Below are 23,560 nucleotides of genomic sequence, written 5' to 3'. Positions count from 1 at the left end.
CATCCTGCCACTATGCCACTTCCGGTTTCCCCCGTCTTGTCCATTTACCCTGTGGGAGAAGACAATGCGCCGGTGGCGCATGCGCTTTGACATTTCGCGCGCAAATCAGTAGGGAGAGGCCATATCCCGCTGCGACCCTCGCAGCCCGCGCGGCAATGCGCATGAAAATCCGAAAGACAGGTAGATGTCCGAATTGAATGGCGCCGTTCCGGCGATCGCCAAGGCGTTGACGAAGCGCGGTTACGAAACCCTCACCCCCGTCCAGCAGGCGATGCTCGATCCAGCGCTGGTCACCTCCGATGCGCTGGTGTCGGCCCAGACCGGTTCCGGCAAGACGGTGGCCTTCGGCATCGCCATTGCACCGACGCTTCTGGAAGAGGCCGATCGCTTCGAGACCGCCCGCGCGCCGCTCGCCCTGGTCATTGCCCCCACCCGCGAACTTGCCATGCAGGTGAAGCGCGAGTTGGAATGGCTCTACGAGCTGACCGGTGCCGTCATTGCCAGCTGCGTCGGCGGCATGGACATCCGCAACGAACGGCGCGCGCTCGAACGCGGCGCCCATATCGTTGTCGGCACGCCCGGCCGTATCTGCGACCATATCCGCCGCAATGCGCTCGACATGTCGGAACTGCGCGTCGCCGTGCTCGACGAGGCCGACGAGATGCTGGATCTCGGCTTCCGCGAGGATCTGGAATTCATTCTGGAAGCAGCACCGGAAAGCCGCCGCACGCTGATGTTTTCGGCAACCGTCTCGAGCGGTATTGCCAAGCTTGCCAAGCGCTACCAGCGCAATGCCGTGCGCATTTCCACCACCACGGAGGAAAAGCAGCATGCCGATATCGAATACCGCGCGCTGGTCGTGGCGCCGGCCGACCGGGAAAACGCCATCGTCAACGTGCTGCGTTACTATGATGCCAAGAACGCCATCGTGTTCTGCTCGACGCGTGCGGCCGTCAACCATCTGACCGCCCGCTTCAACAACCGCAATTTCGACGTCGTGGCGCTATCGGGCGAACTGACGCAGAACGAGCGCACGCACGCGCTGCAGGCCATGCGCGACGGCCGCGCCCGCGTCTGTATCGCAACCGACGTTGCTGCCCGCGGCATCGACCTGCCGGGCCTCGATCTCGTCATCCACGCGGACCTTCCGACCAATTCGGAAACGCTGCTGCACCGGTCGGGCCGCACGGGCCGCGCCGGCCGCAAGGGCATCAGCGCGATGATCGTGCCGATCAACCAGCGCCGCAAGGCCGAGCGCTTGCTCGCCGGCGCCGACGTCACCCCCACCTGGGCCCGCCCGCCGTCTGCCGAAGAGGTGATCGGCCGCGATCAGGAACGCCTGCTCTCCGACCCGATCTTTGCCGAAGAGGCCCGCGAGGAAGAACAGGATATCATCGCCCGTCTGGTCGAGGCGCATGGTGCTGAAAAGCTGGCGGCCGCCTTCGTCAATCTTTACCGTTCGCGCCAGTCCGCGCCGGAAGACCTGATCGAGATTTCCGTGCAGCCGGGCGGCCAGAAGAAGCCGCGCGACGGCGCCTTCGAACGGCAGGAATTTGATGCGACGCCGCGCACCCCGCGCAGCGAATTCGGCCCCTCCGTCTGGTATTCGCTGTCTGTCGGGCGCAAGCAGAATGCCGAACCGCGCTGGCTCATCCCCATGCTCTGCCGCAACGGCAATCTCACCAAGGCGCAGATCGGCGCCATCAAGATGCAGGCGGAAGAGACCTTTGTCGAAATTTCTGCCGATCATGCGGCGGTGTTTTCCGAAGCCATCGGCTCGAACAAGACGCTGGAGCGCGGCATCCGCGTGACCCGGCTGGACGGCGCGCCCGATCTGTCGCGCCAGGCCGACGCCAAGCCCTATGCCAAGAAGGCGTATGAGGACCGCCCGGCCCGCGAAGCCCCGCGCGATGGCGCGCGGGAAGGTGGCCGCGAAGAGTGGTCGAAGAAGCCAAAGGGCAAGCCCGCCTATGCCGGTGACGGCGCAAAAAGCTTCGACAAGCCCTTCCGCGACAAGCCGGCCGGCGATCGCCCGTTCAAGGACAAGGCCCCCTTCAAGAAGGAGGGGAAACCCTTCAACAAGGACGCCAAGCCTTACGCCAACGACGGCAAGCCCTTTGCCAAGAAGAAGTCCCCCAAGCCCGCCGGCGCCAAGCCGCGCGGCTGATCCGGCCCGGCTGGGGCGGTTTTTTGATGGTCGGAATGGAGGGGGAATTGGCGCGTCTGCGCGCAAAAATACCCCCCTCTGTCCTGCCGGACATCTCCCCCACACGGGGGGAGATCGGCTGGAAGCCGGCGCTGAATTCCGAACCAGCTCAGCAGATGCCGATAACGGCTGATGTGGTTCGCAAACGGCTCATCTGGGACGAGCACATCGGCCACCCGCTAATCTCCCCCCGTGTGGGGGAGATGCCCGGCAGGGCAGAGGGGGCGTACTTGCGCCGAGGCAGGCGCGTCCATCTGCCGCTCAAAATCTCATCGAACCGGACTCACCCGGCGGGCTGGGCGCAAAGTGACGCAAGCGCTGCGGCCGGGATTACCCCCCTCTGTCCTGCCGGACATCTCCCCCACACGGGGGGAGATCAGCCGGACGCCGGCGCTGGATTCCAAACCCAGCTCAGCAGATGCTGACAACGGCTGATGTGGTTCCGCAAACGGCTCATATTAGAAGAGCACATCGGCCACACGATGATCTCCCCCACACGGGGGGAGATCAGCCGGAAGCCGGCGCTGGATTCCGAACCCAGCTTAGCAGATGCCGACAACGGCTGATGTGGTTCCGCAAACGGCTCATATGGGACGAGCACCTCGGCCACCCGACAATCTCCCCCCTTGAGGGGGAGATGCCCGGCAGGGCAGAGGGGGGTAATCCCTGCCGCTATCTCAAGAGATTTGCCCTACGCCATGGCCTGCCCACGCACTGAACACCCTTCGATCAGACGGCTCTCCACCGCCGCAGACGCCGAAGACAAATCCCTTTCAACTGTCTGAAGAATTGCTTAAACGGGATTTTCAGCCCGTCGGGATCGGTTTGGGGCGGGCAAAAGGGCAGGGGCGATGGACAGACTTCTCATTCTCGATGGCGGCATGAGCCGTGAACTGCTGCGTCTCGGCGCCGAGCTCGTGCAGCCGGAATGGTCGGCGCTGGCGCTCATGAATTCGCCGGAGATTGTCGGCCAGGTGCATGCGGAATTCATCGCCGCCGGCGCCGATGTGATCACCACCAATTCCTATGCGCTGGTGCCGTTTCATATCGGCGAGGAGCGGTTCGCCCGGGATGGCGCGGCCCTCATCGATCTGTCGGGACGTCTGGCGCGCGAGGCTGCCGACAAGGCCGGTCGCAAGGTCATTGTCGCCGGCGGCCTGCCGCCGATTTTCGGGTCCTACGAGCCGGAGAGGTTTGATCCCGCCACCGTGCAGGATTACCTGTCGGTGCTGGTCGAAAACCTTGCCCCCCATGTCGATGTCTGGCTCGGCGAAACCTTGAGCCTCATTGCGGAAGGCGAGGCCGTGCGGGTGGCGGTGAAGGAGACGGGCAAACCGTTCTGGATCTCGTTCACGCTGGCCGACGATCAGGCGCAGGTGGCAGCGCAGGCAGACGGCGGCGAGGCGCGCCTGCGCTCGGGCGAAAGCGTGCGCGATGCAGCCCTCTGGGCGGCCCGTTCCGGCGCCGAGGCTCTGCTGTTCAACTGCGCCAAACCCGAGGTGATGGAAAAGGCTGTCGCCACTGCCTCTGCCGTCTTTGCCGATGAGGGCGTCGATATCAGGATCGGCGTCTATGCCAATGCCTTCGAAAGCGACACCGACGAAACGGCTGCCAACGAAGGCCTGCACGAAACCCGCGCGGACCTCACCACCGACGCCTATTCGCGCTTTGCCTGCAGCTGGGCGGACGCCGGTGCAAGCCTCATCGGCGGCTGCTGCGGCATCGGCGCCGCCCATATCCACACGATCGCCGGGGTGTTGCGCGGGCGGTGAGGGTTTGGGGCGGTTGAGGGGTGAGGCGGAGACCAGTGCGCCCCCTCTGCCCTGCCGGGCATCTCCCCCACAAGGGGGGAGATCAGATGGGGATGCGTCCAGCTCCCTCTCTATCGACCAAGTCCCTTGATCGCGTGAAGGGCTTCATCCCTCTACAATGGCGGGCGGGACGGCAGCGCCACGATAATCTCCCCCCCCCCCCCGTGTGGGGGAGATGTCCGGCAGGACAGAGGGGGGCGGCCTCCGGCACAACGGTGGGCGGCCTCCGGCACGAGCGTTGTGCCGGAAAAGTTCCCGCCGGTTCCCTCACGCCATCTGTGCCGCGCCCGGTCCTGCCACCGCGCCCGGCGGCACCTTGCCCATGATGATCATGCCGAGCACTTCGTCCTTGGTCACATCCTGCGTGCGGGCATGGCCCACGACCCGGCCGTTCTTCATCACGAAGACCCGGTCTGCCAGATCGAAGACATCGTGGATGTCGTGGCTGATCAGGAAGATGCCGATGCCCTCGCGCTTCAGCTGGGTGATGAGTTCGCCCACCTGCGCGGTTTCCTGCGGTCCAAGCGCTGCCGTCGGCTCGTCCATGATGAGGATGCGGGCATCGAACAGGATGGCGCGGGCAATGGCGACGGACTGCCGCTGGCCGCCCGAGAGTGCGCGCACCGGCTCCTTGAAGCGCTGGAAGTTGGGGTTGAGGCGGCCCATCACCTCACGCGCTTTGGCTTCCATCGCCACGTCGTCCAGCGTGCCCCAGGGGGTGCGCAGCTCGCGGCCGAGGTAAAGGTTGGCGGCGGCATCGACATTGTCGGCAACTGCCAGCGTCTGGTAGATCGTCTCGATGCCGAACTGCTTGGCATCGCGCGGATTGTTGATCTCGACCGGCTGCCCATTGATCAGGATCTCGCCGGCATTGCGGCGGTAAGCGCCCGACAGGATCTTGATCAGCGTCGACTTGCCGGCGCCGTTATGGCCGAGAAGAGCCACGACTTCACCGGGGAACAGATCGACGGAAGCGCTGTCGACTGCGTGAATGCCGCCGAAGGAGATGGAAATGTCGCGCATTTCCACGAGAGGTGTGCGTTGTTGCGTCATGTCTCCAGTCCTCCTTAGCGTGCCCGGGCGCGATAGACGGTGTCGAGCCAGACGGCAAACACCAGCACCAGGCCGATCACGATACTTTGCAGCGGGGCATCCATGCCGAGCAGCACCATGCCGGAATTCAGCGACTGCATGACGACCGCACCCAGCACGGCGCCGGCAATCGTGCCCATGCCGCCGGCAAGCGAGGTGCCGCCGATGACGGCCGCGGCGATGGTGTAAAGCTCGTCCAGCGTGCCTTGCGCATTGGTGGCGGCATTGAGGCGGGCGGTGGAAATGGCAGCGGCAACGGCGCAGAGAACACCCATCAGGGCAAAGATGCGCACCGTGACCCACCGCGTCTTGATGCCGGCAAGTTCTGCTGCTTCCGGATTGCCGCCGATGGCAAATACGTAACGGCCGAAACGCGTGCGGTTGGTGAGGAAGGTCATCACCACGGCGATGCCAAGCGCGATGAGGACCGGGATGGCAATGCCGAGCGAGATGTCGAGGCCGCCTTCGGGCCAGGCAATCCCGTTCGCCTCCGCATAGCGGCGGGCAAGGTTGACCGGCATGTAGTAGCTGTTGAGCACGTTGACCGCGCCAAGCACCACGCCGCAGCCGACGATGCCGGTGAAATATTCAGCCCACATCGGCTTCAGCGGGAAACCGAAGCGCTTGCGCTGGCGGCGCGAATGAAGGATCGACAGCACGATGAAGATGCAGGCGATGACGCCGACGATCCAGCTTGCCGTGGCCCCGATCGAGCCGTCGGCACCGCCGCCCATCAGGCGGAACGTCGTGTCCATGGGGGCAACGGTGGCACCGCTCGTCACCATCCAGGCCGCACCGCGCCAGACCAGAAGCCCGCCGAGCGTGACGATGAAGGCGGGCACGCCGAAGAAGGCGATGATGGCACCCTGGAAGGCACCGATTGCGCCACCGAGCGCGATGCCGATGATCAGCGTCAGCACCCAGGTGAGCGGATGGTCGAAGCCGAGGATGGCCGGCAGGAATTTCGTCTGGGTAACGGCCATGATCATCCCGACAAAGCCGAGGATCGAGCCGACCGAGAGATCGATATTGCGCGTGACGATGACCAGCACCATGCCGGTGGCCATCACGGACACTGAGGCCGCCTGCACCGAAAGGTTCCACAGGTTGCGCGATGAGAGGAACAATCCGCCGGACAGGATGTCAAATCCCACCCAGATGACGACAAGGGCAAACACCATGCCCAGAAGTCGCGTGTCCAATTCCGTTGCGTGAAAGAAACGCTGCCACAGGTTGCCCTTGGCATGGCGTGCGCTGCTGGAAGGCACGGCGATCGTCTGATCCGTCATGACCCTTCTACTCCCCTTTGTTATTTTTCAAAGCCACAGTCAGGCAAGAGACGCCGCAACGGGTTGCGGCGTCCTGCCCGGTCTTAAACGGGTGGCCTTCGGTCGCTGCCTTACTTGCAGGCAGGAACGGCGCCGGGCTTGACGCCCTGGCAAAGCTCGGCCTTGGAAATCCAGCCGGCATCGAGAACCACGTTCAGGTTATCCTTGGTGATGGCCTGGGGCGTCAGGAACTGCGAGGTGATTTCCACGCCCTTCGCGCCGCCCTTGAACTTGGTGCTGCCCGGGATCTCGCTGATCTTCTTGCCACCGGCGAGCGCTACGGCCACTTCACCGGCCTTCTTGCCGAGCAGGCGGCTGTCCTTCCAGACAGACACGGTCTGCGTACCAAGGGCCACGCGGTTGAGCGCTGCCTTGTCGCCGTCCTGGCCGGAGACCGGAACGGAACCGGCAAGGCCCTGGGCTTCGAGCGCTGCCACGACGCCGCCGGCCATGCCATCGTTCGAGGAGACGACCGCGTCAACCTTGTTGCCGTTCTTGGTCAGGAACTGCTCCATGTTCTTCTGGGCAATTTCCGGCTTCCAGCCATCCGTATAGGCTTCGCCGACATTCTTGATCTTGCCGCTGTCGATGGCGGCCTTGAGCACTTCCTGCTGGCCGGAGAAGACGAAATCGGCGTTCGGGTCGGTGGAGCCGCCCTTGATGAACACGTAATTGCCGGTCGGCTTGACCTTGAAGACTTCCTTGGCCTGAAGGCGACCGACTTCCTTGTTGTCGAAGGTGATGTAGTAGGTGTTCGGGTTCTCGATCAGGCGGTCATAGCCGATGACCGGAATGCCTTCGGCGGCTGCCTTTTCGATGGCAGGACCAATGGCGCCGGAATCCTGCGCCAGCACGATGAGGGCGTTGGCGCCCTGCGAGATCAGGCTTTCGATGTCGGTCAGCTGCTTTGCGGCAGAGGTCTGGGCGTCAGCGGAAATATACTTGGCGCCTGCAGCCTTCAGGGCTTCCTTGATGGCGGCTTCGTCGGTTTTCCAACGCTCTTCCTGGAAGTTCGACCAGGAAACGCCAACGACCAGATCCTTGGCCTGGGCCGGAACATGCACGGATGTGATGACGGCAGCAGCGGCCATCAGCTTCAAGACGGATTTCATTTTAAACCTCCCGAGTGACGCGGGCCGCGAACCTCCTCGTCCGCCCATGCCCGCTTGAAATAACCGTCGGCCAAACCCCCGATCCCCTGAGAAAGATTGTTTTTCTCGACAGTCGAGAAAATATCTGGCAGATGATGATGAACCTGTCAACAGCCCTCTCTCGAATGAATTTAATGCCCATGCGGAACCGCTCCCTCTTGCCCGGCGCACCGGATGCAGCGGTGCCCGCAAACCCGGTTCGGCCGGGAACGGAACTGCTGCGGCGCCAAAACCTGCGCTCGGTTCTGTCCGCCCTTCGCCTCAACGGATCGCTGTCGCATACGGACCTGTCGAGCCTTACCGGGCTTGCCTCGGCGACGGTGACCGCCCTGACGGCCGACCTTGAAAAGCTCGGCGCGATCGGGCGCGAGGAGCAGACGGTGGCGGGTGTCCGCGGCAGGCCGCGCGTTCTGTTTTCCCGCTCCGCCGCCTTTGCCCATGTGGTTGCGGTGCAGATCGCCTCCGATGCCCTGCATTATGCGCTGTCGGATTTTCGCGGCACGCTAATCGACCGGTTCAGCCTGGCGCGCGATGCCATGAGCAGCCGGCCGGACCGGTTTCTCGCGGAGATGGCTGGTGCCCTGGAGCGGCTGCTGCAGCGCTCGCGGCTGCACCCTTCGTCGATTGCGCTCTTGTCGTTGTGCAGCAAGGGCATCGTCGACCCGGAAGGGGGACGGCTTTTGTGGTCGCCGGTGTTCGGCCGCGATCCGGTGGATTTCCAGCCGCTGCTGGCAGCGTTTCCGCAGGCAGCGCTTGGCGTGGAAAACGAGACGCTGCTGGTCGCCCAGGCCCTGTCGCGGCGGAACCTGCCGCAGCTTGCCGGGCCGGATGGAAGCACGGGCCTCGTGGCACTTTCGCTTGGCCATAGTATCGGGCTTGGCATTGCGCGCAGCGAGGGGCCGGGCGGCGTGCTCTCGGTCACCGCCCCCAATTTCGGCCATATGCTGAATACGGTGGACAACCGGCTCTGTCGGTGCGGCGCCTATGGCTGCGTGGAGGCGACGGCCGGATTTTACGGCATCCTGCGGCTTGCCTTCCAGGTGCCGGAAAATACCATTCCGGCAAAATTCGTGCCGCTGTCAGAAATGGAGAAGATCGCAACCGCCGCCCGCCAGTCGAACCGCATGGCGCAATATGCCTTCCGCCAGGCCGGGTTGACGCTGGGGCAGGGGCTGTCGCGGGTGTTGAGCCTTGCCGGCAATCTGCCGATCGTCGTCACCGGTCCGGGAACGCGCTTTTTCGATCTCCTGAAGGCCGGCATGGAGGAGGGGCTTTCGCAATCCCTGCACGTGCGCCTCAACGGCCCGCCGGTGATCGAGACGATCCCTGACGAGCAGTCCCTGGTCTTCGAGGGGCATCTGGATCGGGCGCTGACGGCAGTGGACGAGCGGCTGACGGCGTCGCGGTAAGCGGATTACCGGTGCGTGGCGCGCGGTGGATCAGCGGCAAAGCTGCTGCCGCAAAGGCCGCTTAAGGATTGGTTTCGCCCGGCGTGAAGCCGATCATGTAGATCCCTGCCAGCACGAGCGCCACGGCAAGGATGAGAAGAACGAAGGTGAGCATGCCGCTGCGGGCTTTGGGTCCGGTATCTTTTGCCATGGCGCGTCAACGGCAAACGCGCCTGTTTGTTCCAGCCGGCCGGCGTGGCGCGACCGCGCCTTATCCTCAAGCCTGGTCGAGCGGCTCCACGCCCTGCGGCGCGCCGGCCCGATCAAGGCGGATCTTCTCGATGCGGTTTTCGGCAGCACTCAACAGCTTTTCGCAATGCTTCTTCAGCGCTTCGCCGCGCTCGTAGATGGCAATGGATTCGTCCAGCGCCACATCGCCGCGCTCCAGCCGCGCCACGATGCTTTCCAGTTCCGCCACGGCCTTTTCAAAGCTGTAGCCGTTGACGTCGTTGCCGTCCGGGCTCTGCGACATTCTTAGCCTCTCATCAGTCTGCAAATATGGAGGCCTGCCGATTCGGCGAGACCTTCCAGATCATAGCCGCCTTCCAGAAGGCTGACGACCCGGTTGCCGGCGTATTTGCCGGCGATTTCCATCAGGCGGCCGGTGGCCCAGTCGAAATCGTCGCCAACGAGGTTGATCTGCGCCAGCGGGTCGCGGTGATGGGCATCAAAGCCCGCCGAGATCAGAATGAAATCCGGGCGGAATTCATGGAGCGCCGGCAGCACGCGGGTGGAAAAGGCCTCGCGAAAATGCTCGCTGGCGGAATTGGTTTCGAGCGGCGCATTGACGATATTTTTATGCGCGCCGGTCTCGTGGCGGTCTCCCGTCCAGGGGTAGAGCGGCATCTGGTGGGTCGAGCAGAACAGCACGGAAGGATCGTCCCAGAAGATATCCTGTGTGCCGTTGCCGTGATGGACGTCCCAGTCCACGATGGCGACGCGCTCCACGCCATGGGTCTTTTGCGCATGGCGGGCGGCAATCGCTACGTTGTTGAACAGGCAAAAGCCCATGGCCTTTGTCTTTTCCGCGTGGTGACCGGGCGGGCGCGAGGCGACGAAGGCATTGTCGGCGCGGCCGGCAAACACGTCGTCCACGGCGGCCAGCGCGCCGCCGATGCCGGTCAGCGCCGCCTGCAGGCTCTTGGCACTCACATGCGTATCGGCCTCGATCTGGCGGATGCGATCCTCTTCCTCGGGGATCTCGCGCATGACCGACAGAAGATGGCTTTCCGGATGCGCCAGAAGCACCATATCCTCATTGGCCTGCGGCGCTTCCAGCCGCTCAAGCCGGTCGAAATTCGGATGCTCCAGCGCAATCGCCAGCGAGCGCAGCCGGTCGGCGCGCTCCGGATGGCCGGCGGGCGTGTTGTGCTCGAGAAAAATCTTGTGTTCGTAAAGACGCGTGGTCATGGCCAAAGCTCCTGCCGCGCCGGATGCGAGCGGCGGGTCTCATCGAAATGGCGCAAACACCGCCGTTTTTCAAGCGTCCGACAAGGCTTTGCAGCTTGTTCCTCCGGCCGGTCTGGTCTTAAATGCCGCCAAACAGAGTGGGGGTTGCGTGGCAGAGACCGTTCGATACAGTCATTACGCGTTCATCGTGCCGTTTCGCGATGTCAGCCTGCGCGGCGAGATGCACAGCGCCGCCTACATCACCTATGCGGAAGAGGCGCTGGCGCGCTTCTGGAGCGCCCGCGCCACGGAAGAGACCGACCCCACCTTCTACGTCTCCAAGGTCGCCTGCGTCATCCACAAGGCCCTGCGCTTCGGCGACGACGTCTCGACCGCCGTGCGCGTCAGCAAGATCGGCGGCAAATCCGCAGGCTTTGCCATCCTGCTTTTCCGCAGCGACGCTCTCGTGGCCGAAGCCGAAATCGTCTGGACCGCCTGCGATCCCGACACCGGCGAGGCGCTGGCGCTGCCGGAAACTCTTCGCGACTGGCTTTATCAGTATCTGGAGTGATGCTTTGCCCGGCTCAGACCGTGCGCAGATCCTCAACAAGGTGCGGATGTCGATCCAGCAGCTTTAAGAGTTGTACGGTCGGGCCGCTGGGCTCTGCAAGACCGCGCTCGTACTTGTCAAACGCGCTTTCCCCTACTTTCAGCAGCTGGCCGGCCTCGCGCTGGGAGAGTTGCAGCTTGTGGCGAAGCTTGCGGATGCTGACGGGCGAGGGAAGGCCGTCCATACGCTCTTTCAGAAGCCGCAAGGCTTCATCCGCAGCGCGCATGTCATCGCCCACATGCAGCCCGTCTCCGTCATCATCGGGATAATAGCCGGGCAGATCGACGGTTACAGTTTCACCCTTGTAGGAGACGGCAAAAGGACGTGAGCCACGGCGCAAGAGAGCGCCGGTTTCCGGGGAGATCATGGTTTCAGGTCTATGCCCTGCAACGGTCATGCGCTTACTTCTCCTTGAACGACATGACCGTGAACTGGGTGATCACGTCTGCCTGGAACTTCACGTAGAGAATGTAGCCCTTCGCCGGTACGTGGTAGACGTCCTGCCAGACCCTGTGATCAAGGACCGTCGTCATCGACTTGTAGAACATCGAAGGACGAATGCTTGCGATCGTCTCGACGACCCCTTGTCGGTCAAAACCCAGTGCCAGCGCATCACGCAGGGCCGAGGACGTCATGGCAAGCGCGTTTACCGTGCCCAGTGCCGCCTGTATTGCCTCAAGGTGATAGGTTGGCCGCTTCTTCTCCATGACGAAAAATGCCACCATAAAGGTGGCATTTCAAGTGCTGTCTGCTCTGGAGGCGGTTTATGCCCGCTGCGGCAGAAGAGGGTAGCCGACCATCACCGCGCGGGCGGCGAGTGTGGCTATGGCGGCCTTCAGCAGGTCGCCGGGAATGAAGGCGAGGGAGCCGAAGATGACCTTGCTGAAGGGCGTGCCGGTCATCAGGGAAACCCATGGCATGCCGATCGCGTAGACGACGATAATGCCGCCGGCGACGCTTGCGGCAAAGAAGCCGGCGGCCTGCACAAGTGCCGGCTGGCCATCGCGCACCAGGCGCTCGCTGAGATAGCCGGTGGCGAAGCTGCCGAGGATCCAGCCGAGGATATAACCGCCGGTCGGTCCCATCAGGACGTTGAGCCCGCCGCGGCCGCCCGACAGAACCGGCAGGCCGACGGCGACCAGCACCACGAGGAGCACATAGGCGAGCGCCCCGCGCCGGGCGCCGATGATCGTACCGGCCAGCATGACGCCCATCGATTGCGCCGTGATCGGCACAGGAATGAAGCCGAGCGTCACCGGCGGGATGAGGCCCAGCACGATGATGATGGCGGCAAACAATGCCGACAGAACGAGATCCCTGGTGGTCATGAAACACTCCGGTTGAGGGGTACAGGTCTTCCGATGCTTCTACTGGCCCCGAATGCCGCGCGCGTCAATTGCCTCTGCAATACTGTCTGCTTCCTTGAGGGTTGAAATGATGAGCGGGCCGAGGATGGTCTGCGGCTTCAGCGTCAGGCCGCGCGCCGCATGCGCTTCTTTGAGCACCGCATAGCGTAGCGCAATGTCCGGCACGAAGCGCAGCACCAGCCCGAAGGCCAGCCCGCCGTCTGCGGCCTTCATCAGCCCAAGCCGCTCCAGGGGCACCAGAAGCGCGGTGATGGTGTCGATGAAGTCGGCAATCGTCGTGGTGGCGGTCACGCTTGCGGCCAGAAACAGGATCGCCAGCAGGCGCAAGGTGGACGTAAGCGCCTCGTGCGGCGACAGCACGACGACATTGACGAGCCCGAAAAAGGCAATCGTCATCAGCACCGGACGCAGCCGCCGAAAGGCCTCTCCCACCCCGAGCCCCAGCCGCAGATAGAGCGTGGCGGTGACGAGAAGGGCAAGGCCCAGCGCCACGGGGTTCGCGACGAGGAAAAGCGCAAGGCCGATGATCATCAGACCCGCAAGCTTGGTCCGCACGCCGAGGCGGTGGAGAAGGCTTGTGCCTTCGACATAAAGGCTGGTCAGCATGCGGCAAGCTCCCGGTAGCGGGCAATGGCTTCCGCGCCGTCTCCATCAAAGGCCAGCCGGCCTTCGTGAAACACCAGCACCCGGCCAAAGCCCGAGACGAGATCCAGATCATGGCTGATGACGATGGCCTGTTGCGCCAGCCCGGCGATCGCCCGCATCACCAGCGCGCGGTTTTTGAGATCCAGCTGGTTGGTCGGCTCGTCGAACAGGATGAGCTTCGGTTCCGTCACCACCACGGCGGCGAGCGCTGCGAGCTGCAGCTGCCCGCCGGAGAGTTCGTGCGGGCGACGCTCGGCAAGCTCGGCGATGGCGAACCGGTCCATCACGGCCTCCACCGCTTCATCCAGCGCCTTGCCCTTCAGGCCGCGGGCTTTCGGTCCCATGGCGATGTCGTCGCGGATCAGCGGCAGGATGATCTGGTTGGCAGGGTTCTGGAAGATGAAGCCGGTGGCGGCAAGAACGGCTTTGGCATCCGCCACCGTATCCATCCCGTCCAGCGTCACGCGGCCGTTTGTCGGCTTGGCAAGCCCATTCACCAGCCGGGCAAAGCTCGTCTTGCCCGAGCCGTTGAGGCCGATCACGCCGATACGCGGCTCTGACAGCTGAAGGCTCAGCGGATGAAGCGCCACGCGCTCGCCGAAGCGCAATTCGGCCTTGTCGAAGATGATGTGCAAAGGGCGGGCCTCTTCCGGTCTTGAGGCCTCTATAAACCGCGAAGGTGGCGGTGGGGAAGCGCTGGACCGGCAATTTCGGTCTGCGACGCCGCGATCGAATGTGCCAGAGCCTTGCAGTCCGGGACAGGGCTTTCGTCAACGGAGACGTGCCCGGGGGAGACGTGCCGGGGTAAAATGCCCCGACACGGTTGTCGTTTCGTCCGTTATCTGGACTTCTTGTAGAGCTTTTCGGCGATTTCGAACATTTCCTCCGGCGAATAGTCCGGGGTGAATGCCGAGGGCACGCCGACAAACTGGTGGATCTTGCCGCCTTCAGGCATGCCGTCCACCACTTCCAGCTCGCCGGGCGGATCGTTCGGCAGGGCCACTTCGCCATTGCCCCAGATGCCGGACATTTCCTTGTAGTCGTTGGGGCTGAACGTGTAGAGCCGGCGATGCGAGCCCTCGTCGAGATATTTTTGGCACTCCGGGATCTTGTCGAGCGGAATGTTGGGGGTCGGCAGGAATTTTTTCACGTCGACGCCGGTGATCTTTTCGAGCGCCAGCGCATAGGCGTGGGCATGGACGGAACCGCGCACCAGAAGATAGCCGCAGACTTCCCGGCCCGTCGGGTCCGACAATGTCTCATAGACGCGCAGCTTGTGCAGGCGTGCGCCGCATTCCAGATGGAAGTTGTGGAGAAGATCGACCACGACATTGCCGGTCGTGGTGATGAAGTCGTTGTTCCACGACACGCCATTGCTGTTGACGGGCATTGCGCCACCACCGCCCGACAAAAAGGCTGCGGCAAGCCGGATATCCTTCATGCCCTCCCAGGGCGCGTCGGAAATGTCGCCGCCATCGCCTGCATCGCCATCGGGAATGTCAGGGCCGTTGTTCAGCATGACGACGCCGTTGCTCACCAGCTCGACATGGCCGAGTTCTTCGGCCGTAATGCTGGCGACGAGCGAATAGAAGGGCCTCAGCTTTTCCTTGCTGCGAAAATTGAAGCTCTGGAACATATAGTTCCCGAGCGTGGACATTTCGCCGTACTTTCCTCCCAGCAATTCCTGGAGGGCGGCGGCGGCATTGGGATCTGCCCGCGCGGGCGCAGGCAGATTGGCCTGCAGCTGGTCTACTCTCATGAACATAAGGCGTTCCTTTGGTTGGAGTACATTGGCCCAACCGTGGGTTATGGCCGATGTTCCCCGCAAATCTTGCGGCTGTGACAATCAGCGGAATATCGCTCCTGCCGTCTCTCCTCACGGACCCCAGCGTGCTGCGTTTTCGGTTGAACAAAACACGAACGGGCGCTAGCCTCTCTCCATGACGATTCTGATCGACAATCGCACGGCACGCTTGGCCTTCCTCGAACGGCAGGGGCTTTCGCGCGCGCCGAACCTGAAGCTTGACAAGCAGGCGCTGCTCGGCCTCATCGAGGATCTGGGTTTCGTGCAGGTCGACAGCATCCAGACGGTGGAGCGGGCCCATCACCAGATCCTGTTTTCCCGCAACCAGACCTATCGCCGCGAGGATCTGGCCGCACTTCTGGAAACGGATCGGGCGCTCTTCGAGCACTGGACGCATGATGCAGCGATCATCCCCTCCGGCTTCTTCCGCTACTGGAAGCACCGCTTCCTGAGAGAGGAGGCGGCCATTCTGGCGCGCTGGCAGAAATGGCGCGGCGAGGGGTTCGATGCGGTGTTCGAGGAAACCTATGCCCGGGTAAAGGAGGGTGGGCCGGTGATGGCCCGCGAGATCCGCCACGCCGATCATACCTCTGGCGGCTGGTGGAACTGGCATCCGTCCAAGACGGCGCTGGAATATCACTGGCGCACCGGCCGTCTGGCGATTGCCGGACGGGTGAATTTCCAGAAGGTCTACGATCTCACCGAGCGTGTCGTGCCGGCCCATCATCATGAGCCGGAGGTGAGCCATGACGAATTCGTCGACTGGGCCTGCCGCGCGGCTCTCACACGGCTGGGCTTTGCCACCTCCGGCGAGATCGCCGCTTTCTTCGACCTCATCACGCCGCAGGAGGCGAAAGACTGGGTTGCCCGCGAGGCGCAAGACCTGCAACCGGTGGAGGTCGTCACGGTGGATGGCCGCCGGCGCCCCTCCTACGCGCTGCCCGACCGGTTGCCGGGGCTTCTCGAACCGCCGCAGCCACCGGCGCGCATCCGGGTGCTGAGCCCTTTCGATCCGCTGCTGCGCGACCGCGACCGGGCGGAGCGCCTGTTCGGCTTCAACTATCGCATCGAGGTCTTCGTGCCCGAACCGAAGCGACAGTTCGGCTACTACGTGTTTCCGCTTCTGGAAGGCGACCGGCTGATCGGGCGCATCGACATGAAGGCGGATCGCAAGGCGGGCGTGCTTGCCGTCAAGCGGCTCTGGCTGGAGCCTGACGTGCGCGCCTCGGCCGGGCGGCTGGAAAAGCTCGATGCGGAACTGCAGCGGCTGGCCCGCTTCACCGGTGTGGAGCGGGTAGACTACGCAAAGAACTGGATACTTACGGACAACCGGGGCGGCCAGAGGTCGCGGGATCCGAAAACGGGAGACATGACAGAGTGACTGACGACGTTGCGACACGGTTGCCGGACGACTATCGCCTGGAGCCGCAGGCCCCGCCGCTTGGCGATTATCTGCGTCTTCGCCAGGTGGCCGGCCTCAGCCCGTTTACGCCGGAAGCCGCAAGCCTTGGCCTCAAGGGCACGGTTTTCGGCGTGCGGCTGGTGTGGGAGGACAAGATCGTCGGCATGGGCCGCATTATCGGTGACGGCGGCTGCTTTTTCCAGATCACGGACATTGCCGTCGATCCGGCCCACCAGGGCCGCGGCCTTGGCAAGCGTATCATGGCGGCGCTCACCGATCACCTGAAGGCGAATGCGCCCGAAAGCGCCTATGTGAGCCTCATCGCCGACGTGCCGGCCAATCGGCTCTATGCCCAGTTCGGCTTTGCCGAAACGGCCCCGCGCTCTGTCGGCATGGCCATGAAGATTGTTCGGTAGCGGAGGCAGAGCCGATGGAGAAAGGTGTCAATCTGGATGGGCTCCTGCCGTTCATCGTGGAGGCCAAGGCGGCGGCCTATATCGGCGGAAAGCTGGGTGAGGGATCATGCCGGCCGGGCTCGCGCGATATCCCCTATCGGCGGGGTGCGTGGTCCTATCTCGACAGCTATTTCGGTGGAACGGATTTTCTGGGCCAGGAAGTCGTCTGGCGTGACGGGGCGCCGGTCTGGGCGATGAACTATTATGGCCGGGTGCTGGATGGCGCGGCCATCGACGGCAGCCGTGCCGCCAATGTGCTGCGCGCGGCGCTGCCGCGGATGTATGCCGAGGGGCGGTTTCTCGGCGGTTTTGCGCACGATGCCGGCCCGTATCGCTATCTGGATGCGAGCGACGGCGACCATACGTCTTTCACCGGCGTCGAGCAGATCATATTCGAGGACCGCGCGGTCTACCGGCTGGATTATCACGGCGGCCTGGTGATTGCCTGAAGGCGGTGCGGCTATGGCGTTGATTAGACTTTAAACCCCCTCTCGCTGCCGCCATCTCCCCCCACAAGGGGGGAGACCCGATGGAGGCAGCGATCGGGCCCTTCGACAGCGTCGGGTTGATCTCCGACCAGTTCTTGTAGATGTTGGGAACGCGCCCGGTTCCTGCATCAGAGGGTGCGGCCGGGCTAAGCCCTCCCCCTTGTGGGGAGGGTTTGGGAGGGGTCTTTCTTCCTCTAGAAGAGATTTACCCCTTATGTTGGGAAGATGGCGGTAGCCTGACCGGCTGCCGACCGGTCAGACGCTTCAAACAATCTCGGTCGAGCTGATCTTGATGCCGAAGCCTTCCAGGCCGACATAGTGGCGCTCGCGCGAGGCAAAGAGGCGGATCGAGGTGACGCCGAGATCCTTCAGGATCTGCGCGCCGAGCCCGATTTCCAGCCATTCGCTATCGCGGCTCTGGGCCTGGCCGTGGTCTTCGGTGCCCATGCGGGTGCGCCGGTTGAGGCCTTTCTGGCCGACGCCGACGGAGCCTTCGCGCAGGTAGATGATGATGCCGCGCCCGGCCTCGGCGATCTTGTCCATGTAGCGGCCGATGCTGCGGTCGGTGCCGAAGACATCGCTTGCGACATTTTCCAGATGCAGGCGCACGGGAATATCGACGCCGTCACGGATGTCGCCGAACACCACTGCCAGATGCTGCATCGGATCCCAGGGCAGCGAGTAGGCATGCGCCTTGGCCTTGCCGACCGGCGTTGCGACGTCGAAGCTTGATTGCAGCTCGATCAGCGTTTCCTTGCGCTGGCGGTAGGCGATGAGATCGGCGACGGAGACCTGCGTCAGCTTGTGCTCAGCGGCAAAGGCTGCGACGTCCGGGCCGCGCATCACGGTGCCGTTGTCGTTCACCAGTTCGCTGATGACGCCGATCGGCGGCAGGCCGGCAAGCTTGCACAGATCGACCGCTGCTTCCGTATGGCCTGACCGCATCAGAACGCCGCCCTCGCGGGCGATCAGCGGAAAGATATGGCCGGGGCGCACGAAATCGGCGGCGCCCACATTCGAATTGGCGAGATTGCGCACGGTGAGCGTCCGGTCGTCGGCGGAAATGCCGGTCGTCGTGCCATGCTTGAAGTCGACGCTGACGGTAAAGGCCGTCGTGTGGGCGCTGTCGTTTTCGGCCACCATGGCGTTGAGGTTCAGGCGCTTGGCCTCCTCGCGCGGCATCGGCGTGCACACGATGCCCGACGTGTGGCGCACGATGAAGGCCATCTTTTCCGGCGTGCAGTGAACGGCTGCAACGATCAGATCGCCTTCATTCTCGCGGTCGTCGTCATCGGTCACGACAATGATTTCGCCGGCCTCGAAGGCCCGGATGGCATCGACAACGCGCTTTTGGTCGAAGGGCATGGCAGTCAATCCTTTTGAAAATTACTCTGTCGGCAATGAGCGGATGCGTCCGGTCTGGCCCCGGTCGCGCAGGAAATGATCGGCCAGCGCGCAGGCCACCATGGCTTCGCCGATGGGGGCGGCGCGAATGCCCACGCAGGGGTCATGCCGGCCCTTGGTGCGCACATCGACATTCTGCCCGTCGCTGTCGATCGACTGGCGCTCGGTCAGGATCGAGGAGGTGGGTTTGACTGCAAAGCGCGCCACGATGGGCTGGCCGGTGGAAATACCGCCAAGCACGCCGCCGGCATGGTTGGACAGGAAGAGCGGCTTGCCGTCATTGCCCATGCGCATCTCGTCGGCATTTTCTTCGCCAGACAGTTCTGCTGCGGCAAAACCGTCGCCGATCTCGACGCCCTTCACCGCGTTGATCGACATCAGCAGCGAAGCGATGTCCTGGTCGAGCTTGCTGTAGATCGGCGCGCCAAGGCCTGCCGGAACGCCGTCCGCCACCACTTCGATGACAGCGCCGATGGAGGAGCCCGCCTTGCGCACGCCGTCCAGATACTCTTCCCAGACAGGCACCATTGCCTTGTCAGGGCAGAAGAAGGGGTTGTTGTCGACTTCCGCCCAGTCCCAGCGGTTGCGGTCGATCTTGTGAATGCCGATCTGAGTGAGTGCTGCACGAACGGTGACGCCGGGCAGAACCTTGCGGGCAAGCGCACCGGCCGCCACGCGGGCCGCCGTCTCGCGCGCGGAAGAGCGTCCGCCGCCGCGATAGTCGCGAATGCCGTATTTCACGTCATAGGCAAAATCGGCGTGTCCGGGACGGTAGCGCTTGGCGATCTCGCCATAATCCTTGGAGCGCTGGTCGGTGTTTTCGATCAGCATCGAAATCGGCGTGCCGGTCGTCGTCATCGTCACGCCGTCCTCGTCCAGCATCACGCCGGAGAGCACCTTGACGATATCGTCCTCGCGGCGCTGGGTCACGAAGCGCGACTGGCCGGGCTTGCGCTTGTCCATGAAGGCCTGGATTTCGGCGGCGGTGAAGCGGATGCCGGGCGGGCAGCCATCCACGACGCATCCAAGCGCCGGGCCATGGCTTTCGCCCCAGGTGGTGACACGGAACAGATGACCGAATGTATTATGCGACATGAACCCTGACCGTTGAGCGCCGGCAAACCCCGTGGCGGGAAGCCGTCGTGACGTGAAGCGCACTTGTCATAGTGGAAAAGGGGGGCGGGGGGGAAGCCCTTTTTGTGCCGCACGCCGGGCTCCCGCGCCGGCCGCTGCCGGCTGCCCCGATCCGGGATTTTTACGCCGCAGTGATAAACCCACGGCGCGCGGCGACGGCGAATTCGGCGCCGGCCAGCGGCTGCGAAAAGGCAAAGCCCTGCAGAAGATCGCAGCCCAGCTCCTTCAGAAGCGCGGCATGCTCAATGGTTTCCACGCCCTCCGCCACGGTTTCGATGCCCAGCGAGCGGGCGATCTCGATGATCGAGCGCACCAGCCCGCGTTCCTGCTGCGACGACAGGATGGGCATCACCAGCTGCCGGTCGATTTTCAGCCGCTTCGGCTTCAGCTTCAGCAGGCTGACGATGGAGGTGTGGCCGGTGCCGAAATCGTCGACCTCGATGTCGATGCCCAGCGCCTTGATGCGGTTGAGATTGTCCGTCACCACGTCGTCGCTTTCGTCGAGGAAGATCGATTCCACCAGCTCGAAGGCAATCTTGCCGGGCGAGATGGACAGCGTGTTCAGCGTGTCGGCCAGCGTCCGGTCGTGGAGGCGCTTGGCAGACACGTTGACCGATACGCGCGGCACGTCGATGCCGGCGGCGGCCCACAGCATCTGGTCGCGCAGCACGGTTTCCAGCACCAGCTGGTCGAGCGTGGCCGCGACGTTCAGATCCTCGGCGATCTTCAGGAAGACATCCGGCGTCAGAAGGCCGCGGTCGGGATGGCGCCAGCGCACCAGCGCCTCACCGCCCACGAGCTGATAGGTCCGTGCGCAAAACTGCGGCTGGTAGAACGTGGCGAACTGGCCCTGCTCGATGCCGACGAGGATCTCGTCTGCCATACGCTTGTTGTTGATCACTTCGGCCTGGAGGTTTTGCGTGAAAAACTCGAAGCGGTTGCGGCCGAGATGCTTTGCCCGGTAGAGCGCGATATCGGCGTTGATCAGCATCTTGCGCGCATCGATCCTGCGGCCGCTTTCCTGGGCAATGCCGATGGAAACGCCGCAGCGGCAGGAAAACCCCTCGAACTCTATCGGCTGGTGGAGCTCGCTGACGATGCGTGCGGCGAGCGCCGCCATTTCGGCGGGGTCAGCCGTGTTGGCGACGAGGATGACGAACTCGTCGCCGCCGATGCGCGCCACCACGTCTTCATTGCGCACATTGCGGGTGAGGATCTGCGCCGCATGCACCAGCATGGCATCGCCGGCGGCGTGACCCAGCGTATCGTTAATCTGCTTGAACCGGTCGAGATCGAGATGGAGGAGGGAGGCATGGCGGCGCTCGGTCTGGCTTTCCCGCGACAGAGCGTCGAGCGCCACGTCCAGCTTGCGCCGGTTGGCGAGCATCGTCAGCGGATCGTGGAGTGCATTGTGCTCGATGCGGCGCTGGGCAAGCTGCAACTCGATATTCTTGGCCTCGGCGTCCTGCTTGGCGGCCTGCAGCGCTGCCGTCAGTTGCATGTCCTCCGTCACGTCAAGCGCAATGCCGAGAAACTTGTAGGCGCCATCGCGATCGCCGTGCCGCCTGCCGATCGTGCGGACGAAACGGATGCTGCCATCCGCCTGCGGCACGCGCACGACAAGCGATGTCTTGTTGCTGTCGTCCGCGCCCTTCATCAGGCGTTCGGCCCGCGGGCGGTCCTGCGGGTGGATGAGGCCGAGCCACTGCTGCGTACTCAGGCGACCGTCCGTATAGGCGATGCCGTAGAGCTGGCACATGCGCCTGTCCCACACTTCCAGCCCTTCCTGCGGGTAGGTTTCCCAGATGCCGCAGTCATAGGAGGCAAGCGCCAGGTCGAGCTTGGTCGACAGCTCCTCCAGTTCCCGCTCGCGGTGCGACAGCTCGTCCAGCGCCAGTTCCAGTTCGGCGTTCTTGATTTCACTGCTTTCCTTGGCCGCGCGCAGCGCCTGGGTGGTCTCGGCATCCGCCGTGACGTCCCAGACGATGCCGGTGGTGTGGCAGCTGCCGTCAGGATCGACGAAGGTGGCGCCGGTCGAGCGAAGCGTGCGGATGGTGCCGTCGCCAAGGCAGATGCGATAATCATCGACGCGCGAGCGGGTGGAACAGATGCAGCCGAAGAAATGCGCTTCCGCCGTGCCGACATCGTCGGGATGAATTGAAGCAACCCAATCCTCGAGCCGGTTGCCGCCGGGTTGTTCCGGATAGCCGTACAGGGCGGCCGCGCGCGCGTCCCAGGTGAGGTTATTGTCGTCGGTGACCTCCCATATGCCCATGCTGGACGTTTCCATGGCCAGGCTGAAGCGCTGCGACAACGCCACCAGCTTGGCCTCGCGCGCCTTCAGCATGGCGATGTGACGGTTGCGTTCGCCGATCAGCACGCCCGCAGCGAGGATCGGCAGGATCATTCCCAGGCCGGCAGCGGCGAGCAACAGGCGAAAGGACGGCTGGTCGTTCGGCGCGGCCGACCAGCCCTCGGGCGGCGCGGCCGACAGTTCCCAGTGGCCGCCGGAGATCGGCAGCGTGGACACGTCCGGCTCCCGGTCGACAATGGTCTCCGGACCGGTCAGCAGCCGGTTCGCGTCGGACCCGACATGGCGGATGGTGATGTCCAGCAGACTTTCGTGCGGGCTCTCGTGAAGGGCAATGGTGGATGTCTGAGGTTCGATACCGGCCTCGGCGAGGAAGCGGTGGTGATCGATCACCAGGGCCAGCTTGCCCCAGGGCGTGTTGTTGGCGGAGACGGGCAGCACAAGCACCATCATTCCGTCACCGGCCCCTTGGCTGAGCAGCGCTGGGCCCGGCAGGCGATGGGCAAGGATGGCCTGCGATAGTGCTCCCCGATCGACGGCGGCTCTGGGCCCGGCATCCGGGGCTTGCGCCTGCGCGGTGATGATGGGGCCGAGCTTGTTGTCCGGCGCCAGAGCCACGGCAACCAGATGCGGATTGCGCAGCAGGATGTCGTGCGCGGCCGGCGCAAATTGGGCGAGGTCGAAAGCCGACGGATCGCCCAGCAACTGCCCCAGATGGGAGGCAAGGATAAGGTCTCCCTGCAGGCGGCTTGCGAGTCGCTGGCGAAGGATGATCATCGTGCGTTCGGTCGCGCCGCGCAGAAACTCCTGGTAATCGTGGCGATGCTGGCGATCGAGAAGGATGGTGGTTGCGATCACGGAAAGCGCAAGGGCACCGGCCACAGCCACCGGCAGGCGCCAGCGCATCTGTGCGGCCGTTGTCCGCCATCTTGCCATCAAGCTCATTGTCAAACGCGTTGCCCCCAATCGCTTATCCACAGGCTAGACAGCGCGGGTTAATTTCCTATTGCACCGGCAAACGCAAACTCGATGGCATTTCGTCACGGGATGCTGCCGTCGGAATGGCCGGTTTTCCCGGCCTTTCGGGCTTTCCGGGGCAAGTGGTTGCAATTGGTTAAAATCCTGTTCATCAATGAGACGCGAATTGACATCAAGCCGGGCAACTTTTGCCACAATCGAAAGGCAAATCATGTTTCGAAACAAAACATTCCTTGATCTGCCAAAGGCTTATACGATGCGCCTCCTGATCGCAGCGCTGCTCGCAACCGCCAGTATGCTTTCCCCGCTCTCCGCGCTGGCGCAAAGCGTCGATGTCGAAGCCACGATCAAGTCCGTGGACGTGAAGAAGCTCAGCCTGACGCTGGACGACGGAAAGACCTACAAGGTGCCTGAGGAGTTCAACTTCGACGGCCTGTCGTCGGGCGTGAAGGTCGTCGTCTTCTATACCGTCGTTGACGGCCACCGGGTGATCGACGACCTGCAGATCGTCCAGCAGTAACAGGCCGGCGCTTGCTG

General features: G+C 63.6%; 23 protein-coding genes. 8 read left to right on the top strand and 15 right to left on the bottom strand.

What is annotated here, in order from left to right:
- Nucleotides 1–184: 184 nt before the first annotated feature.
- Together ACEXP3_RS03075 and ACEXP3_RS03070 are read left to right on the top strand one after the other, a co-directional pair.
- The gene (locus ACEXP3_RS03075) at nt 185–2,167 is read left to right on the top strand and encodes a DEAD/DEAH box helicase (RefSeq protein ID WP_377295916.1); all 1,983 of its coding nucleotides are present in this window, start codon (nt 185–187) and stop codon (nt 2,165–2,167) included.
- Nucleotides 2,168–3,057: 890 nt separating this feature from the next.
- A complete protein-coding gene (locus ACEXP3_RS03070; RefSeq protein ID WP_377295915.1) occupies nt 3,058–3,978 on the top strand; it encodes a homocysteine S-methyltransferase family protein in 921 nt (306 codons plus the stop codon).
- Between the two features lie 306 nt (nt 3,979–4,284).
- On the opposite strand, the gene ACEXP3_RS03065 is transcribed toward ACEXP3_RS03070, so the two are convergent.
- The 3 genes from ACEXP3_RS03065 to xylF all read right to left on the bottom strand — a co-directional run bounded on the left by ACEXP3_RS03065 (nt 4,285) and on the right by xylF (nt 7,549).
- Complete coding sequence (locus ACEXP3_RS03065) at nt 4,285–5,070, bottom strand: ATP-binding cassette domain-containing protein (RefSeq protein ID WP_210103322.1); 786 nt, start codon at nt 5,068–5,070, stop codon at nt 4,285–4,287.
- A 14-nt stretch (nt 5,071–5,084) separates the two neighbouring features.
- Complete coding sequence (locus ACEXP3_RS03060) at nt 5,085–6,398, bottom strand: sugar ABC transporter permease (RefSeq protein ID WP_210103321.1); 1,314 nt, start codon at nt 6,396–6,398, stop codon at nt 5,085–5,087.
- Nucleotides 6,399–6,508: 110 nt separating this feature from the next.
- Nucleotides 6,509–7,549: a D-xylose ABC transporter substrate-binding protein gene (gene xylF, locus ACEXP3_RS03055; protein ID WP_377295914.1), complete on the bottom strand. Its 1,041-nt coding sequence runs from the start codon at nt 7,547–7,549 to the stop codon at nt 6,509–6,511.
- A gap of 179 nt (nt 7,550–7,728) precedes the next feature.
- Between xylF and ACEXP3_RS03050 the strand changes: the two genes are divergently transcribed.
- Entirely contained in the window at nt 7,729–8,997 is a 1,269-nt protein-coding gene (locus ACEXP3_RS03050) for an ROK family protein (protein ID WP_377295913.1), read from the top strand.
- A 61-nt stretch (nt 8,998–9,058) separates the two neighbouring features.
- Here ACEXP3_RS03050 and ACEXP3_RS03045 read toward each other — a convergent pair whose 3' ends face one another.
- The 3 genes from ACEXP3_RS03045 to ACEXP3_RS03035 all read right to left on the bottom strand — a co-directional run bounded on the left by ACEXP3_RS03045 (nt 9,059) and on the right by ACEXP3_RS03035 (nt 10,446).
- Nucleotides 9,059–9,187, bottom strand: coding sequence for a hypothetical protein (locus tag ACEXP3_RS03045; RefSeq protein WP_281067712.1), 129 nt, complete (start codon nt 9,185–9,187; stop codon nt 9,059–9,061).
- A gap of 66 nt (nt 9,188–9,253) precedes the next feature.
- A complete protein-coding gene (locus tag ACEXP3_RS03040) occupies nt 9,254–9,508 on the bottom strand; it encodes an exodeoxyribonuclease VII small subunit (RefSeq protein WP_210103318.1) in 255 nt (84 codons plus the stop codon).
- A gap of 2 nt (nt 9,509–9,510) precedes the next feature.
- Complete coding sequence (locus ACEXP3_RS03035; protein ID WP_377295912.1) at nt 9,511–10,446, bottom strand: histone deacetylase family protein; 936 nt, start codon at nt 10,444–10,446, stop codon at nt 9,511–9,513.
- A gap of 148 nt (nt 10,447–10,594) precedes the next feature.
- On the opposite strand from ACEXP3_RS03035, the gene ACEXP3_RS03030 reads away from it, so the two are divergent.
- Entirely contained in the window at nt 10,595–10,996 is a 402-nt protein-coding gene (locus ACEXP3_RS03030) for an acyl-CoA thioesterase (RefSeq protein ID WP_377295911.1), read from the top strand.
- A gap of 13 nt (nt 10,997–11,009) precedes the next feature.
- On the opposite strand, the gene ACEXP3_RS03025 is transcribed toward ACEXP3_RS03030, so the two are convergent.
- From ACEXP3_RS03025 to ACEXP3_RS03000, 6 genes are all read right to left on the bottom strand, one after another.
- A complete protein-coding gene (locus ACEXP3_RS03025) occupies nt 11,010–11,432 on the bottom strand; it encodes a type II toxin-antitoxin system MqsA family antitoxin (RefSeq protein ID WP_245365529.1) in 423 nt (140 codons plus the stop codon).
- Between the two features lie 4 nt (nt 11,433–11,436).
- Entirely contained in the window at nt 11,437–11,760 is a 324-nt protein-coding gene (locus tag ACEXP3_RS03020) for a type II toxin-antitoxin system MqsR family toxin (protein ID WP_245365528.1), read from the bottom strand.
- 39 nt (nt 11,761–11,799) lie between these two features.
- A complete protein-coding gene (locus tag ACEXP3_RS03015; RefSeq protein ID WP_377295910.1) occupies nt 11,800–12,363 on the bottom strand; it encodes a biotin transporter BioY in 564 nt (187 codons plus the stop codon).
- 39 nt (nt 12,364–12,402) lie between these two features.
- Entirely contained in the window at nt 12,403–13,008 is a 606-nt protein-coding gene (locus ACEXP3_RS03010) for an energy-coupling factor transporter transmembrane component T family protein (RefSeq protein WP_377295909.1), read from the bottom strand.
- Complete coding sequence (locus ACEXP3_RS03005) at nt 13,002–13,682, bottom strand: energy-coupling factor ABC transporter ATP-binding protein (protein ID WP_377295908.1); 681 nt, start codon at nt 13,680–13,682, stop codon at nt 13,002–13,004. The genes ACEXP3_RS03010 and ACEXP3_RS03005 overlap by 7 nt, the downstream gene beginning before the upstream one ends.
- A 203-nt stretch (nt 13,683–13,885) precedes the next feature.
- A complete protein-coding gene (locus tag ACEXP3_RS03000; protein WP_377295907.1) occupies nt 13,886–14,812 on the bottom strand; it encodes a manganese catalase family protein in 927 nt (308 codons plus the stop codon).
- A gap of 175 nt (nt 14,813–14,987) precedes the next feature.
- Between ACEXP3_RS03000 and ACEXP3_RS02995 the strand changes: the two genes are divergently transcribed.
- Genes ACEXP3_RS02995 through ACEXP3_RS02985 form a run of 3 tightly spaced genes read left to right on the top strand, consistent with a single transcriptional unit; the run spans nt 14,988 to nt 17,157 of the window.
- Entirely contained in the window at nt 14,988–16,232 is a 1,245-nt protein-coding gene (locus ACEXP3_RS02995) for a winged helix-turn-helix domain-containing protein (RefSeq protein ID WP_377295905.1), read from the top strand.
- Complete coding sequence (locus tag ACEXP3_RS02990) at nt 16,229–16,669, top strand: GNAT family N-acetyltransferase (RefSeq protein WP_377295904.1); 441 nt, start codon at nt 16,229–16,231, stop codon at nt 16,667–16,669. Before ACEXP3_RS02995 ends, ACEXP3_RS02990 begins: the two co-directional genes overlap by 4 nt.
- 14 nt (nt 16,670–16,683) lie before the next feature.
- Nucleotides 16,684–17,157 (top strand): DUF5680 domain-containing protein, encoded by a 474-nt coding sequence (locus ACEXP3_RS02985; protein WP_377295903.1) that lies wholly within the window; start codon nt 16,684–16,686, stop codon nt 17,155–17,157.
- A 303-nt stretch (nt 17,158–17,460) separates the two neighbouring features.
- On the opposite strand, the gene ribB is transcribed toward ACEXP3_RS02985, so the two are convergent.
- The 3 genes from ribB to ACEXP3_RS02970 form a co-directional block, all read right to left on the bottom strand.
- Nucleotides 17,461–18,561, bottom strand: coding sequence for a 3,4-dihydroxy-2-butanone-4-phosphate synthase (gene ribB / locus ACEXP3_RS02980; protein WP_210103310.1), 1,101 nt, complete (start codon nt 18,559–18,561; stop codon nt 17,461–17,463).
- Nucleotides 18,562–18,582: 21 nt separating this feature from the next.
- A complete protein-coding gene (aroC, locus tag ACEXP3_RS02975; RefSeq protein ID WP_210103309.1) occupies nt 18,583–19,695 on the bottom strand; it encodes a chorismate synthase in 1,113 nt (370 codons plus the stop codon).
- 160 nt (nt 19,696–19,855) lie between these two features.
- Nucleotides 19,856–22,951 (bottom strand): bifunctional diguanylate cyclase/phosphodiesterase, encoded by a 3,096-nt coding sequence (locus tag ACEXP3_RS02970; RefSeq protein ID WP_377295902.1) that lies wholly within the window; start codon nt 22,949–22,951, stop codon nt 19,856–19,858.
- A 328-nt stretch (nt 22,952–23,279) separates the two neighbouring features.
- Here ACEXP3_RS02970 and ACEXP3_RS02965 point away from each other — a divergent pair, with 328 nt between their 5' ends.
- Nucleotides 23,280–23,543: a DUF1344 domain-containing protein gene (locus ACEXP3_RS02965; RefSeq protein WP_210103307.1), complete on the top strand. Its 264-nt coding sequence runs from the start codon at nt 23,280–23,282 to the stop codon at nt 23,541–23,543.
- The last annotated feature ends 17 nt before the right edge of the window (nt 23,544–23,560 follow it).

It is taken from the genome of Neorhizobium fuzhouense, assembly GCF_042611105.1.
GTDB classification, from domain to species: domain Bacteria; phylum Pseudomonadota; class Alphaproteobacteria; order Rhizobiales; family Rhizobiaceae; genus Neorhizobium; species Neorhizobium galegae_A.
Note: the sequence above shows the minus strand (reverse complement) of the source record. Positions and strands in the feature narration are given on the sequence as shown.